This is a genomic window from Tessaracoccus sp. SD287 (genome assembly GCF_017355265.1).
Taxonomy (GTDB): domain Bacteria; phylum Actinomycetota; class Actinomycetes; order Propionibacteriales; family Propionibacteriaceae; genus Aestuariimicrobium.
Genome location: NZ_JADIJQ010000010.1, coordinates 49049 through 63288, shown reverse-complemented (window position 1 = coordinate 63288; position 14240 = coordinate 49049). Strand labels below are relative to the sequence as shown.

Here is a 14240-nt window from a genome sequence, read left to right as displayed (position 1 = left end):
GATCCCCGGCCGACGCCGGCTGATCCCATGCGAGAGGAGGTGGACCGATGATCATCAACACTGTGACCAGCGCCGAGGCGCGGGACGTCGTCGCGCCCCGCCTCGCCGTCGCCGGCAGTGTCCGCGTGCGTGCCCGCGGCGCCAATGATGGCCTCGGCAACGGGACCACTGTCGAATTTTCCACCTCGCAGGACAACTCCACGGATTCGCCCCCAGACAGGCACAGCTGCTGAGCTGACCAGCCATGTCGGGCCGTGAATCCACCACCGGGATTCACGGCTCTTCTGTTTCCCGGACCACCAGCACACACGTTCCAGGAAATCCAGGAGACACCATGCCCTTCGACCAGCTCGACATCTACGCAGTGGACGTCGCGGCCGAGTTGTCGTGCCTCGATCATGACCCCGAGTTGTTCTTCGCCGCCGATCCGTCCGACGTCGAGGCCGCCAAGCTCGTCTGCCAGACCTGTCCGTTGATGCAGGAATGCCTCGACGGGGCCCTGCGGCGCGGCGAGCCCCACGGCGTCTGGGGCGGTCAACTGATCGTCGACGGCGCCATCGTGGCCCGCAAGCGTCCGCGCGGCAGGCCTCGCAAGAATCCGTTGCCAGAGCCCGAACCGACCCCGCTGCCAGCTCAGCCGCGCGCCGAGGCCAGCGGACGCGAGGCGGCCTGAGGGTGCGTCCTCACGCCGCCCGCGGTACGGGAAGTGAGGCTGCACAGCACCACCGGTGGGGCCGGACCGGTTCGTGACCGGTCTGGCCCGTCGTGTCCAACCATGACCAGCCCGACGTCAGGTCCTGGCCCGACTGCCACCGCCGCACGGCCAGGACGATCTGATTGGCCGCCCAGTCACCCATCCATTCGGCCACCTCGGGGCGCGGGGCCGCATACCCCATGCGGTGGGCCAGCAACGGACGCTGGGCCATCGAGGTCAGGTCGTGGCAGCGGGTGCACCCCCGGGCCGACAAGAAGGTCCCGACGCGGCAGATGTCGGCCCCCAGGTCGGCCACCACGTGGGGCACGCCCGCTTGCCGCAACAGCCAGGTGGCAACCCGGTCGTGCTCGCTGTCCTCGAGGATCACCAGCCCCGGGTGGACGGCCAGGTCGTCGGGCTGCGGCAGGGTACGGCGCGCCACCGGGATGCGGGTGGACAACCCGCTGCGAAGGCAGGAGTACCCACGCGAGACCAGGGTGGTCTGCCACAGCGCCGACCGGGTGACCAGGCCCCCCGAGCTCAGCCATGCCGCCAGTCGGCGTGCCTGCACCCCGGTGGGCAGCGGCACCCGTTGCGGCCACGGCGTCAGGGACAGCAGCCACTCGAGCAGCTCGGGACGCAACCCCCGCAGATGCCAGCGCCGCCCCGCACAGGCCAGCAGCACGTCGCCGCCGGCCAGCGCCTGCACTCGCGCCCGGTGGTGCAGCCGCCACCGGTCGTCGGCAGGGCAGGGGATCATGTCGGTGGTCGGGGCAGCGTCGACCAGCGGTGTCAGGTGTGAAGTCATGGTCACAGCCAACGCCGGTGCCGGCCCGCCGAAAAGGCCCCGACCCCAGCGGACAACGCCCGCACTGACATGGACAACGTCGGAGCCCTACCGGACAACACCAACGCCCGGGAACGACGAAAGGGCCAGCCGCAGTGGCTGGCCCCTTCGACAGGATGGATCAGGCGCGACCCAGAATGCGGTTCAGGTTGGTGCCGCACTCGGGGCACTTGCCCTTGGCCATGCGCGTGCCCTTGTCGTTCACGACGACGTTGCCCTCGGCAGTGCGCTTCTGCTTGCACTTGACGCAGTAGAACTCACCCTTGTAGGTCTCGTCAGCCACGTTGTCCTCCTTGATTGGTCCGGTCGCAGGCCCCATCCGTGATGGACATCGACCTCCGCTACGCGTCAATGCTACCCAGATCACGCTCAGCTGCGGGGTTTTCCTGCGTACGGCGCGCCGCTGGGGGTCGATCCCGGGGCGCCCCGGGACAAAGAAATGACCCCCGGGTGGAGATTCGCATGCCTTCCCCTGCACGCAAGTCCACCCGAGGGCTGACCCCAACCTAGTGGCGCACCAACGCGCCCGTCAAGACATTGCGGCGAGTCGTTGTGCGCCCCGGCTAGGCAGGTCAGTCATCGCGGCCCTCCTCGCGCAGCAACTCCTGAAGGCCCAGGTCCCAACTGTCGGGCTCAGCGGTCGCCTGCTGGCCGGGCGCGGCGAACCCCATCGGGTCGTCCAGCCCCTCGGCGGTGGGAAGAAGATCGGGATGGGCCCACAATCCGTCGCGATCGGCCTGTCCGCGGGCGCTCTCGACGGCCGCCCACAGGTTCGTGGCGTCCCGGATGCGCCGCGGCTTCAGCTCCAGACCGACCAGCGCCTTGAACACCTCTTCGCTCGGCCCGCCCACACCCCGACGTCGACGAAGCGCTTCGAACAGTGCCGGCTCGGCGGGCATCCAGCGTCCGGCGACGGTGTGGACCACGTGGTCGACCCAGCCCTCGACCAGGGCCAGCAGGGTCTGCAGGCGATCCAGCACCTCGGACTGCTCCGGAGTGGGGTGCGGGTCGAAGAGCTGGCCCTGCACCTGCGCGCCGAGTTCATTGAGCTTGGCCGGGTCGAGCTGGCTGAGGTCGCTGAGGTCCAGAGAGTTCTCGATGGCCGACAGGTCGATACGGGTCTCGCGGGCGTAGTGCTCCACCAGTGCCTGCAACTGCGGGCCGAGCCAGGTGACGTGCTGGAAGAGTCGCTGGCGCGCCGTTTCGCGCAGCACCAGGTACAGCAGGACGTCCTCCTGGGCCACGTCCAACTCACCGAACTGGGCCTCGATATTGGACGACAGGATCGCCACCCGCGGTTCGGACAACTGGAATCCGAGGTCGGAGGCCGAGACCACCGAGGTCGACAGGTTCGCCAACGCCTGGGCGAACTGCTGGGCGTACATCCGTCGGGCCGCATCGCGCATCATCGGGGCCAGCATGCTCGTGAACATGGCCAGGGGATCCGACTCGCCACCCTCGCCGGCCAGACCGGGGGCGTTGCCCAGGGCCTCGGCCAAGGCGTCGATGACGGGTTCGGCCAACGGGCGCCACGACGGGAAGGTGGCTTCGATCCACTCCGCGCGACTCCACACCGCCGCCGGGTTGCGGACCTGCGGGAACTCGACGGCCTCGTCCAGCCACATCTCCGCCAGGCGGGCGGAGTCGGTGACCCGGGCCTTCTGGGGGGTTGTCGGGCTGGGGTCGCTGCCCAGCGAGGCCGACAACTTGCGCACCTGGTCCTTCAACCATGCCCAGTCGTCGGGCTGCTGGCCGCTGCCCTGGCCGGGCGCCTGGAAGCCCATGCCGCCGCCGGGGCCCTGACCGGTCATTGCCCCGAGCTGGTTCATCAGCGCGCCGAAGTCCAGACCCTGCCCGGTCGGCAGGTTCAGCCCCAACTGGGCCAGCAGCGCCGCCAACGGGTCCTGCGGTTGGCCACTCGACGGTGTGCCCGCGCCGCCGGAGTTGCCCGAGTCGCCCGCGCCGCCGGAGTTGCCCGAGCCGCCGGAGTTGCCCGCGCCGCCGTCACCGGCGGACGTGCCCTGGTCGGGTCGGTCCTCGGGCAGGTCGTCCTCATGATCGGGATGCGACATCAATGCTCCTTGTCATGTGCCGAGTGGTGTCGTGCACGCAGTGGCGAGGTGCCACAATCGGCCGGAATGCTCTCGGGTTCCATTCAACCCTAGGACGCAAGAGTCCCGCAGATCAGGCCCGCGGGAAGACGGTCGATGTGGTTGGGGTCACACGGTAGGGTGCAGGCACCGGAAGGCTGTGGCTGACGAGCCGACACCGAACGCGAGGAGGCATCGTGAGCGACCGACCAGCGGGCCGCCATGAGCTGGGGCACAGCCCCGCCGACGCCATGCCCCCGCTGCCCGAGACCCCGCGCCGGCGTCGCTGGCAGGTGAGCCAGCAGACGATCACCGCGGTGCTGTCCTCGGTGGTCTTCCTGGTCCTGGCCCTGGTGCTGGCGTTGGCCCCGGTTCCCTACACCGGGTGGTCGCCCGGCAGCACCGTCGACCTGGCCGGGGCGAATGCCAACGGTGCCCCCGCCGTCCAGATCCAGGGGCTGCCGACCACCCCGCTGAACGGCGAACTGCGCCTGACCACCGTCTCCCAGACCCGGGTCGACTCCCACGTGGGGCTGTTCGAGGCGATGTTCAACCACGCGATGCCGCACCGCGACGTGTTGCCGCGCAAGTTCATCTACCCGCCGGGCAAGTCCACCGCCGAGGTCAAGGCCAAGGACCTGCAACTGATGACCGATGCCCAGGCCGATGCCGTCGTGGCGGCGTTGCGGGCCGCCGGCCAGCCCGTCAGCGAGCTGCCGATGGTGGTCGGGGTCTCTCTGTCCGGCCCAGCCATGAACCGGTTGCAGCCCGGCGACATGATCACCAAGGTCGACGGGCGCGCCGTCCAGACCGTCAATGACATCGCGACCGCCGTCCAGGCACACCGTGTCGGCGAGCCGGTCGTGTTCACCATCGAGCGGGCCGGCAAGGCAGAGACGGTGACCGTGACCAGCGTCGCCGCTCCCAACAACCCCCAGCAGCCCTACATCGGCTTCCGGTTGGGCGTGGGCTACCGCTACTCGCCCAGCATCAGCTACGGCATCGACCCGAACATTGGCGGGCCCAGCGCCGGGCTGATGTTCGCGCTGGCGATCTACGACCTGATCATCGAGGACGACCTGCTCGACGGGCGCAAGGTGGCCGGCACCGGCGGCATCACCCCCGAGGGCAAGGTGCAGCCGATCGGTGGCATCCAGGAGAAGATCCGGGGTGCCGAACGGGCGGGGGCGCAGGTCTTCCTCGTCCCCGCCGACAACTGCAAGGACCTGGCGGGTCTGACCACCCGGATGGAACTGGTCAAGGCCGCCACGCTGCGCGAAGCCATCGGCGGGTTGCAGAAGTTGAAGACATCCAAGGACAAGACGGGGGTGCCTCGCTGTTGAGTGAGAACCAGACCGAGGGCACGGACGCACTGATTGCTGCCCTGATGGACATCGAACGCCACGTGACCAGCCAGGGGTGGGACCAACCCGCCCGGCTGTTCGCGCTGGTGCGCACCGACGAACTGGTGCGCAACGAGCCGTCACTGGCCGCCCACCTCAGCCAGGGCAATGAGGACTCGCTCAGTTCCATCGAGCAGGAGGACTTCCACACCGGTGAGAGCCTGGAGGAGACGCTGGCGAAGCTGACCTGGCCCGCCAGCGTCCACGGCTGCGCCCTGGCCGTGGAGAGCTCCTTCCTGCCGCCGGGCTTCGAGGACCAGATTCCCTCCGACCCGGACGAGGCGGCCGAGTTCGTCGCCCGGCACGAGCGCCGCCAGGACATGCGGGTCGTGGTCGGGGCCCTGCGCGACGGCTCCCGGCACGGGGTCGGCCGACTCGTCAGCCACCCCGACGACCTGCTCGGTGGCGACAACTTCGCCCCCGGGCTCATCGCAGCAGTAGTGGGGACCCTGACATGAGCATCCCGTTCCTGGGACGAGCCGCGCGCTCGCCCCGCCCGCGTCCGACCGGCCGAGGAAGAGGGGTGTGGCGCTGGGTCCTGCTGGGCGCGGTGGTGCTGGTCACCGGCTTCCTGCTGTTCTCACAGCTGTGGACCGACTGGCTGTGGTTCCGCAGCCTGCAGATGTCGTCGGTGTACACGACCCGGTTGGGCACCTCGATCACGCTCTTCTTCGTCTTCGCCCTGGTCATGGCCGGCATCGTGGGGTTCAATGCCTGGCTGGCCCTGCGCCTCAAGCCGAAGGTCCGCAGCCGCTCGGAGTCCCTGATGGTGGCCCGTTCGCGGGAACTGATCGAGCAGCGGGCAGGTCTGGCCGTGGTGCTGCCGGCCCTCGTGATCGGCGTCATCGCCGGCCTGGCCGGGGCAGCCCAAACCACCGTGTACCTCGCCTGGCGCCACAGCACGCCGTTCGGTGTGGACGATCCGTGGACCGGGCTGGACGCCTCGTTCTACGTCTTCGACTACCCGTGGTTCAGATTTCTGGCCAGTTTCCTGCTGACCGCGCTGATCATCGCCACGCTGATGGCGCTGGCGTTGCACTTCGTCGTCGGTGCGCTGTCGACGATGACGCCGCGGGTGCTGAGCTCGGGCGGGTCCGCCCGTCCGCTGGCCTCGCCCTTCAGCCCGGCCGCCCAGACGCACCTGTCGATCCTGTTCGCGCTGTGCCTGGTGGTCTGGGCCGCCCAGCAGTTGCTCGACCGCTACGGCTATTCGATCGGCACCGGTGGGATGTTCACCGGCATGGGCTACACCGACCACCATGCCCGCACCACCGCCAAGCTGATCATGATGGTCATCGCCCTGCTGTGCGCGGCCCTGTTCGCCATCAACGCCAAGGTGCGGCGCTGGTCCCTGGCCGGCCTGTCGATCGTGGTCATGCTGGTCACCTCGTTGGTGATCAGTGGCCTCTACCCGGCCGGTCTGCAGCAGTTCGTGGTGCGCCCCTCGGAGCAGGATCGCGAGCAGCCCTACATCCAGGCCAACATCAATGCCACCCGGTCGGCCTACCTGCTGGACAAGGTCGACATCACCGAGGGCTACACGGCCAAGACCGATGTCAGCGCCGGCCAGTTGAAGACCGATGCGGCGGCGCTGCCGGCGATCCGCCTGATGGACCCCGCCATGATCGGCCCGACCTTCGAGCACCTGCAGCAGGTGCGCGGCTACTACTCCTTCCCGACCGTCCTGGACGTCGACCGCTACCTGATCGACGGCAAGAACACCGACATCGTGCTGGCCGCGCGCGAGGTCGACGTCAACAACATCGCCGACCAGACCTGGAACAACCTGCACACCGTCTACACCCATGGCTACGGGCTGGTGGCGGCCCAGGGCAACCAGGCCCAGGACAACGGTGAACCGGTCTGGGCAGCCGGCGGCATTCCCCCGACGGGGCCGCTGCCCAAGCACGAACCGCGCATCTACTTCGGCGAGCTGGCCAGCCAGTACGTGGTGGTCGGCGCCCCGGACGGCACCGACCCGGTGGAGTTCGACCAGCCGACCGGCACCGCGGGGGACGCCACCAAGAACACCTACAACGGCAAGGGCGGCGTCGGCATCGGCAACCCGATCACCCGCCTCAGCTACGCGGCCCGCTTCGGCGACATCAACCTGTTGTTGTCGAACCGGGTGAACGCCGACTCGAAGATCCTCTACGACCGCCAGCCCATCCAGCGGGTCTCGCAGGTGGCGCCGTGGCTGACCTGGGACAAGGACACCTACCCGGCGGTCGTCAACGGGCGGGTCGTGTGGATCGTGGACGGCTACACCACCACCGCGAACTTCCCGAACTCCCAGCGCACCGACCTGCGCACGGCGACCAGCGACGCGGTCTCCGACCAGATGCGGCTGCAGCAGGAACGACCCATCAACTACATCCGCAACTCGGTCAAGGGTGTCGTCGACGCCCTGGACGGCACCGTCACCCTGTACGCGTGGGAGGAGGGCGAGCCGATCCTGCAGACCTGGCAGAAGGCCTTCCCCGACATCCTGCAGTCGAAGTCCTCGATCCCGACCGAGCTGTTGCAGCACCTGCGCTACCCGCAGGACATGTTCAAGGTGCAGCGCAACCTGCTGACCCGTTACCACACCACCAACCCGCTGACCTGGGTGCAGGGCTCCGACGTGTGGCAGGTGCCCGACGACCCGGTCAAGGCCGGTGGCAAGAAGGAGCCGCCGTACTACCTGTCCATCAAGTGGCCCGGCGATTCGGCGCCGATCTTCAGCCAGACGGCGACCTTCGTGCCCAGCGGACGCCAGAACCTGCGCGCCTACATGGCGGTCAATGCCGATGCGTCCAGTCCGGACTACGGCACCATCCGCATCCTGCAGATGGACGACGCCAACCAGATCGCCGGACCCGGTCAGACGATGAACGCGATCACCACCGATCCGGCCGTCGCCGAGCGCCTGCGGCCGTTCCTGAACCAGGGCTCGGCCACGGCCATGTACGGCAACCTGATGACGCTGCCACTGGGCGGGGGACTGCTGTACGTGCTGCCGATCTACACCGAACGGCAGGTGGGCACCGCCGGCTACCCGGCCTTGCAGTTCATTGCGGTGCGCTTCGGTGAGCATGTCGGCATCGGGGAGACGCTGCAGGAGGCGCTGGACTCGGTCTTCGGGGGCGACTCCGGGGCCGAGACCGAGGAGGATCCCAACGACACCGGCAAGCCGCCACCGACCACGACGCCCACCGACGTCGAGGCGCAGATCATCACGTTGCTGGGTGAGGCGGATGCTGCCTTCGCGGCGGCGGACGCCGCGCTGAAGGCCGGTGACCTGGCCACCTACCAGAAGCACATTGCCGAGGCCCGGGCCAAGGTCGCCCAGGCGCTGGCCCTGCAGCGTCAGAAGTAGGCGCTCAGACGTCGAGCTCGAGCATCCGGACCTGGTAGCCGGCTGCCTCGAGCGGTCCGGTGAGCTGCTCGGCGTCACCGACGACGACCACATGTCCGTGCCCGTTGCCGACCAGCCGCTGGTGGGCGGCGGTGGCGCTGTGCGCCGTCACCCGCCGCAGGGCGTCATGGTGCATGTTGACCTGGTCGGGCGTGACCCCGGCCGCGGCCAGGGACGAGGCCTGCCCGACGATGGCCTCGGCGGTGTCGTAGTGCAGCGGGGCCACCCCCACGATCTGGTTGACCGCATCGGCCACCTCGGCCTCGTCCAGCGGGGCGTCGGTGAGGTCGAGCAGGCGCAGGGTCTGGTCCAGGGCGGGCACGGCGACGTCGGTGCGAATGTTCGCGCTGACCGTCCAGGTGCCGCCGACCCGCTGCGGCTGGGCGGTCAGGTTGATGCCGTAGGTGTAGCCCAGTTCCTCGCGGATGACCCTGTTCAAGCGTGACAGGAACGACCCGCCGACTGCGACGCTGGCGACCTGCAATGGCGCCCAGTCGGGGTGGTGGCGGTCCACGCCCTCGCCGGCGACCCGCAGGTCGATCTGCACTGCACCGGGTCGGTGCACCAGGGTGACGGTCCGCGTCGAGGGCTGGGCGGCGAACTGGTCCTGGGAGGAGGCCGCCCGCGGCTGGGTGCTGGCGCGCCAGGCGCCGAGGGTCTGGTTCAGCTGCTCGAAGGGGTCGACGGCGAAGTCGCCGGCCACCACCAGCACGGAGCCGTCCGGCCCCCAGTGCTGGGTGTGGAACTCGCGCACGTCCTCGGCGGTGATGGCCGAGACGGTGGCGCGGGTGCCCCCGACCGGGTGGCTGGCGCGGGTCCCCGGACGCCAGCGCAGGGCGCGCACGGCCAGGTTGGCGCTCTGGGCGCCAGTGACCAGGGCCTGCTCCAGTTCGGCGATGCGCAGCGCCTGGTGCCGGGCGACGTCGTCGGTGCTGATGGCTGGGCTGGAGACGATCTCAGCGAACAGGGGTAGGGCGGCGGCGAAGCGGGTCATTGGCACGTCGAGGGACGACACCGTGGTGGCGTGGGTGATCCGGCCGTCGTAGGCGGCCCCGACGTTCTCGAGGAGTTCCGAGATGCGTCCGTCGGGGTGGGCGGTGGTGCCCTCGTCGCTGACCCGCAGCGCCAGATTGGCGACACCCTCGACGCCGGGTGCCTCGACGTCCAGGGCGATCGGCTGCACCAGGTCCAGGGCGGCGACGTGCTGGCCGGGCAGGTGGTAGGCCCAGACCAGCAGGCCGTTGTCGAGGGTCTCGACCCGGGGCAGCGGGAAGCGCCAGTCGTCGCCGTGGACGACCTCGGGGCGGGCCACGCGGGGGGAGCGGACGGCGCTGGTGAATTCAGTCATCAGGCAACAACCTTCTGGAACGTGAGGGTGGCGCGGGCCTCGGGGGCGAGCCAGGTGGCCACGGCGGTGCGCAACTGGTCGGGGGTGACGGCCGCGTACTCGGCCAGGATGCGATTGATCCGGGTGGGGTCGCCGGTCAGGCTGGCCCACTGGTTGATCTCGTCGGCCCGGGAGTCGAGGCTGGCCATCTGCGACAGCATCGAGCGCTCCAGTTGGGCATGCACCCGCTGCATCTCGTCCTCGGTGGGCCCCTGGTCGACCAGGCGGTCCAGGTGTTCCAGGATGGCCTCGACGAGTTCGTCGGTGGACCTGCCCTCCCGGGTGCGGGAACTGACCAGGGCCAGGTTGCACTGGCCGACCAGGCCCATGGTGCCGCCGCTGATGCCTTCGGCCAGGTCGCGCCGCATGACCAGGTCGCGGTGCCAGCGCGCCGACTGTCCTTGGCCGAGGATGTCCAGGGCCAGGTCGATCGCGAAGGTGTCGGGATGGTCCAGGGTGGGGATGCGCCAGGCCAGGTGGGTGGCGTCGCGGGGCACGTCCCGCTCCAGGACGACGGTCGGGTTGCCCACGAACGGGGGCAGGTCACCGGGTGCCGGACGCGTCTGGCGGGTGGCTCCGGTGATCTGGCCGAAGTGGCGGCCGACCACGTCGATGGCCTGCTCGCGGGACACGGCACCGGCCAGCACCAGGATCGCGTTGGCGGGGGAGTAGTGCAGGGAGTGGAAGGCCTGGACGTCCTCGAGGGCGGCGGCGTCCAGGTCGGCCATCGACCCGATCGGGGTGTGGCCGTAGGGGTGCTCGGCGGGGTAGGCCAGGTCGAACAGGGCCTCGAGGGTCTCGCCGTAGGGCACGTTGTCGTAGCGCTGCCGCTTCTCCTCCTTGACCACGTCTCGCTGGTTGTCCAGGTTCGCCTGGTCGACCTTGAGGTGCTCCATCCGCTGGGCCTCGAGCCACAGCGCCAACTCCAGGGCGCCGGGGTGGACGGTCTCGAAGTAGTTCGTCCGGTCGAAGCTGGTGGTGGCATTCGCGGTGCCCCCGGCCGCCTGGATCGCGGCCAGGTGCTCACCGGATGCCACCCCCGTCCAGGTGCCCTGGAACATCAGGTGCTCGAACAGGTGCGCGAAGCCGGTGCGGCCCTGCACCTCGTCGCGTGAGCCGACCTGGTACCAGAGGTTCACCGCCACCCCGGGTGCCACCGGGTCGGGGTTGACCACCAGACGCAGGCCATTGGCAAAGGTGTGCTCGACCAGTTCGTAGTGCAGTGGGCCGACGGCGGTGTTCAGCGGTGTCATGTGTCCCTCGGTTGCGGCAGGCATTCGGGCCAGCTTATCCAGTCGTTCCCCGGGCACCGCGGGTGTCTGGCTGGCGAGGACGACTGGTGCCGGGTTCAGTGGCCGAAGCTGTTGGCGTCCACGACCCGGTAGTCGGGGCTGGTCAGCGCATCCAGGGCAGTGATGTCATCGGCAGCCAGCGCGACGTCCAGGGCAGCCAGGTTCTCGGCCAGGCGCGCGGGGTTGGCGGACTTCGGAATCGGCACCAGCCCCTGCTGCAGGTGCCAGGCCAGCACCACCTGGGCGCCGGTCGCGCCGCGCTGCTCGGCGATGTCCTGCACGACGGGGTGGTCCACCAGCCCGTTGCCGGCACCCAGGGGCGCCCAGGACTCGGTGACGATGCCGTGCTCGACGTGGTAGTCCCGCTCGCGGATGCGGTCGGTGAAGGGATTGCACTGCAGTTGGTTCACCTCGGGGGCCACCCCGGTGGCCTGGATCAGGCGATCCAGGTGCTCGGGCAGGAAGTTGGACGTGCCGATGGCACGGGTCAGGCCCTGCTCACGGGCCTGGACAAGTCCCTGCCACGCCCGGACGTAGAGGTCCTGGTCGGGGTTGGGCCAGTGGATCAGCACCAGGTCGACCTGGTCGAGGCCGAGCCGGTCCAGGCTGGCCTGGACGCCGGCGACCGGGTCGGCGTGCCAGAACTTGTTGAACTTGGTGGTGATGAAGATCTCGCTGCGGTCCAGGCCGCTGGCACGCACCGCCCGCCCGACGCCGACCTCGTTGCGGTAGTTCTCGGCGGTGTCGACCAGTCGGTAGCCGACCTCGAAGGCGACCGCCAGCATGCTGGCGACCTGGTCGTCGTCCAGGGGCCAGGTGCCCACACCGATCACGGGCAGGTGGGCACCACCGGGAAGGGGCAGGGATGTCGTCATGGGTCCATGGTGCCGCACGGTCGCATCGGGTGGGACACGAGATTCATGCTAAAGAACCCTTGCGCAACGAGTCTTTAGGAATTTATGCTCGGTGCATGACACCGCACGACGAGGCCACCCCCGGCAGGGACGAGGCCATCAGCAGCCCCGAACGGATCCGCGCACTGGCCCATCCGCTGCGACTGGACCTGCTCGACCACCTGCGCAACGTCGACCAAGCCACGGCCACCGAGTGCGCCGAACGGGTGGGGGAGTCGGTCGCCAGTTGCTCCTTCCACCTGCGGATGCTCGAGAAGTACGGATTCATCGAGCGCGGAGAACGCCGCGGCCGCGAGAAGCCGTGGCGGGTGGTGCGCCAGGGCCTGGAGTTGCAGCCCGTTCCCGAGCAACCGGGCTCCTACGCGGCCGTCGCCCAGGTCGCCCTGCTCCAGGTGCTGCGCGAAGCTGAGCGCATCCAGCAGTTCCTGCACCAGGCCCACGAGGTCGAGCACGAGTGGATCGAGGCATCCTCGGTCAACCAGTCGTCGTTCTGGGCCACCGCCGACGAATTGCGACAACTGGGCGACGACGTCCGCGACCTGGTCACCCGGTTCGCCGACCGCAGCGACCCGACCAAGCGCCCCGAGGGCGCCCGCCGCGCGCACCTGTTCGGGGTCATCAACCCCGACCCGGTGCCGGCGCCACCCACCACGACTGCCGCCCCTGACGGAGACCCTGATGACTGATGTGCTGACCACCACCACCACCACGACCCGGCCGAACGGTGCGGGGCGTCGCCTGCCCACTGCTTGGCAGTACCGAGGATTTCGCCAACTGTGCGGGGCGTGGGTCTTCACCAACCTCGCTGACAGCGCCCTGTTCCTGATGGTCGCGGTGTGGGTCAAGGAACTCACCGGCTCGGACAGCGCTGCCGCCCTGGTCTTCGCCATGCTCGGCATTCCCTCACTCCTGGCCCCCTTCCTGGGCCAGGTCGCCGACCGGTTGTCGCGCAAGTGGTTGCTGGTGGGCTCCTATGCCGTGGTGGCAGTGGTGGTTGCGCTGCTGCTGCTGGTCGACTCCCCGGCGGGGCTGTGGCTGGTCTACGTCGTGATGCTGGTCTACGCGACGGTCGCCTACCTGACGGCCGCGGCCCAGTCAGGACTGGTGCGTGACCTGCTGCCCGACGAGCACCTGGGCTCCGGCAATGGCCTGCTCACCACCATCGACCAGTCCCTGCGCCTGGTCTCGCCACTGCTGGGGGCGGCCCTGTACGCGGCATTCGGGCCGGGGTCGGTGATCGTGCTGACCGCTGCCTCGTTCCTGGTTGCCGCGGGACTGCTGGCGATGCTGCGTCTGGTCGAGTCCCCGCCCGAGACCGCCGACCAGCGGGGCAGCTACTGGAACGAGGTGACCGCCGGCTTCCGGCACGTGTTCGCCCACCCGGTGCTGGGACGTCTCACGCTGGTGGCAGCGGTTGGCTTCGGTGCCACCGGGCTGATCAATGTCGCCGCCCTGCCTGCCATTGAGCGAGGGCTGCACCTTCCCGCCGCCGCCCTCGGGCCGCTGGTCAGTGTCCAGGGCGTTGGCGCCGTTCTCGCCGGGTTGACGGCTGCCAGGGCCATGAGGCGGTGGGGCGAGACCCGTGTGTTCGGCATGGGCATGGTGGGGCTGGCGTTGGGAACGCTGCCGTTCATGGGCACCAGCCTGGTCGCGGTGGTGCTGGGACTCGCACTGGTCGGGGGGTCGGTGACGTGGTCGGTGGTGGCGTTCGTGACGCTGCGGCAGCGGCTCACGGCTCCGCGGATGCAAGGACGCACCTCGGCCGCGGTGAACGTGGCGTTCAACCTGCCACAGACGGTGTTCACGCTCGGCGGTGCCGCAGTGCTGGCGGTGCTCGACTACCGCATTCTGGTGGCGGCGACGGCCCTGTGCGTACTGGCGAGCATGGTGTTGTTGCCGCGCCGTCGCGTCTCGCCGGCGGCGTCGGGGTCGGGGACCCTCGACGCTGCGGTCGCGGAGTCGTAGCCTGTCGCCATGACGAGCATCGGCTACAGCTATGACGACAGCACCGGCATTGTCACCGTCGACGTGGACGGTCATGCCTTTGACGCCCGGGACGTCGCCCGGGTCGGCAACCTGAAGAGCGGTCCGGTCCTGGAGGCGCTGGCCAGTCGGGCGAGTGAGCGCGAACTCATCGCCCACCTGGCCATCGCGCTGCTGAGTCGAGAGGCCGACGTCGCCACCCTCGCCGCCCAAATCGACACCGAGTAGCCCGG

The 14240-nt window shown here is 69.4% G+C and carries 14 protein-coding genes; 8 read left to right on the top strand and 6 right to left on the bottom strand.

Annotated features, from left to right (window positions below; genetic code table 11):
• Positions 1–47: 47 nt before the first annotated feature.
• Together IPV09_RS05985 and IPV09_RS05980 are read left to right on the top strand one after the other, a co-directional pair.
• Positions 48–233, top strand: a complete 186-nt coding sequence (locus IPV09_RS05985) for a hypothetical protein (protein ID WP_207474325.1) — start codon at positions 48–50, stop codon at positions 231–233.
• Positions 234–334: 101 nt separating this feature from the next.
• On the top strand, positions 335–673 hold the full coding sequence (locus IPV09_RS05980) for a WhiB family transcriptional regulator (protein WP_242681294.1): 339 nt from the start codon (positions 335–337) through the stop codon (positions 671–673).
• Positions 674–683: 10 nt separating this feature from the next.
• On the opposite strand, the gene IPV09_RS05975 is transcribed toward IPV09_RS05980, so the two are convergent.
• From IPV09_RS05975 to IPV09_RS05965, 3 genes are all read right to left on the bottom strand, one after another.
• Positions 684–1502, bottom strand: a complete 819-nt coding sequence (locus IPV09_RS05975; protein WP_207474323.1) for a hypothetical protein — start codon at positions 1500–1502, stop codon at positions 684–686.
• 160 nt (positions 1503–1662) lie between these two features.
• On the bottom strand, positions 1663–1824 hold the full coding sequence (locus tag IPV09_RS05970; RefSeq protein WP_370590237.1) for a DUF5679 domain-containing protein: 162 nt from the start codon (positions 1822–1824) through the stop codon (positions 1663–1665).
• 289 nt (positions 1825–2113) lie between these two features.
• Complete coding sequence (locus IPV09_RS05965) at positions 2114–3613, bottom strand: zinc-dependent metalloprotease (protein ID WP_207474321.1); 1500 nt, start codon at positions 3611–3613, stop codon at positions 2114–2116.
• Between the two features lie 215 nt (positions 3614–3828).
• On the opposite strand from IPV09_RS05965, the gene IPV09_RS14625 reads away from it, so the two are divergent.
• The 3 genes from IPV09_RS14625 to IPV09_RS05950 all read left to right on the top strand — a co-directional run bounded on the left by IPV09_RS14625 (position 3829) and on the right by IPV09_RS05950 (position 8392).
• A complete protein-coding gene (locus tag IPV09_RS14625) occupies positions 3829–4974 on the top strand; it encodes a S16 family serine protease (RefSeq protein ID WP_207474320.1) in 1146 nt (381 codons plus the stop codon).
• Positions 4971–5492, top strand: coding sequence for a PPA1309 family protein (locus IPV09_RS05955; protein ID WP_255521253.1), 522 nt, complete (start codon positions 4971–4973; stop codon positions 5490–5492). Before IPV09_RS14625 ends, IPV09_RS05955 begins: the two co-directional genes overlap by 4 nt.
• A 65-nt stretch (positions 5493–5557) precedes the next feature.
• On the top strand, positions 5558–8392 hold the full coding sequence (locus IPV09_RS05950; RefSeq protein ID WP_370590236.1) for a UPF0182 family protein: 2835 nt from the start codon (positions 5558–5560) through the stop codon (positions 8390–8392).
• Between the two features lie 4 nt (positions 8393–8396).
• Here IPV09_RS05950 and IPV09_RS05945 read toward each other — a convergent pair whose 3' ends face one another.
• The 3 genes from IPV09_RS05945 to IPV09_RS05935 form a co-directional block, all read right to left on the bottom strand.
• Positions 8397–9779: a pitrilysin family protein gene (locus IPV09_RS05945; RefSeq protein WP_207474318.1), complete on the bottom strand. Its 1383-nt coding sequence runs from the start codon at positions 9777–9779 to the stop codon at positions 8397–8399.
• Positions 9779–11095: a pitrilysin family protein gene (locus IPV09_RS05940; RefSeq protein WP_242681293.1), complete on the bottom strand. Its 1317-nt coding sequence runs from the start codon at positions 11093–11095 to the stop codon at positions 9779–9781. Before IPV09_RS05940 ends, IPV09_RS05945 begins: the two co-directional genes overlap by 1 nt.
• Before the next feature lie 71 nt (positions 11096–11166).
• Complete coding sequence (locus IPV09_RS05935; RefSeq protein WP_207474317.1) at positions 11167–11985, bottom strand: aldo/keto reductase; 819 nt, start codon at positions 11983–11985, stop codon at positions 11167–11169.
• 95 nt (positions 11986–12080) lie between these two features.
• On the opposite strand from IPV09_RS05935, the gene IPV09_RS05930 reads away from it, so the two are divergent.
• From IPV09_RS05930 to IPV09_RS05920, 3 genes are read left to right on the top strand one after another with little or no spacing between them, the layout of a single operon-like run.
• Entirely contained in the window at positions 12081–12710 is a 630-nt protein-coding gene (locus IPV09_RS05930) for a helix-turn-helix transcriptional regulator (RefSeq protein WP_207474316.1), read from the top strand.
• Positions 12703–13989: an MFS transporter gene (locus tag IPV09_RS05925; protein ID WP_207474315.1), complete on the top strand. Its 1287-nt coding sequence runs from the start codon at positions 12703–12705 to the stop codon at positions 13987–13989. Before IPV09_RS05930 ends, IPV09_RS05925 begins: the two co-directional genes overlap by 8 nt.
• A 9-nt stretch (positions 13990–13998) precedes the next feature.
• The gene (locus tag IPV09_RS05920; RefSeq protein WP_207474314.1) at positions 13999–14235 is read left to right on the top strand and encodes a hypothetical protein; all 237 of its coding nucleotides are present in this window, start codon (positions 13999–14001) and stop codon (positions 14233–14235) included.
• Positions 14236–14240: the final 5 nt, after the last annotated feature.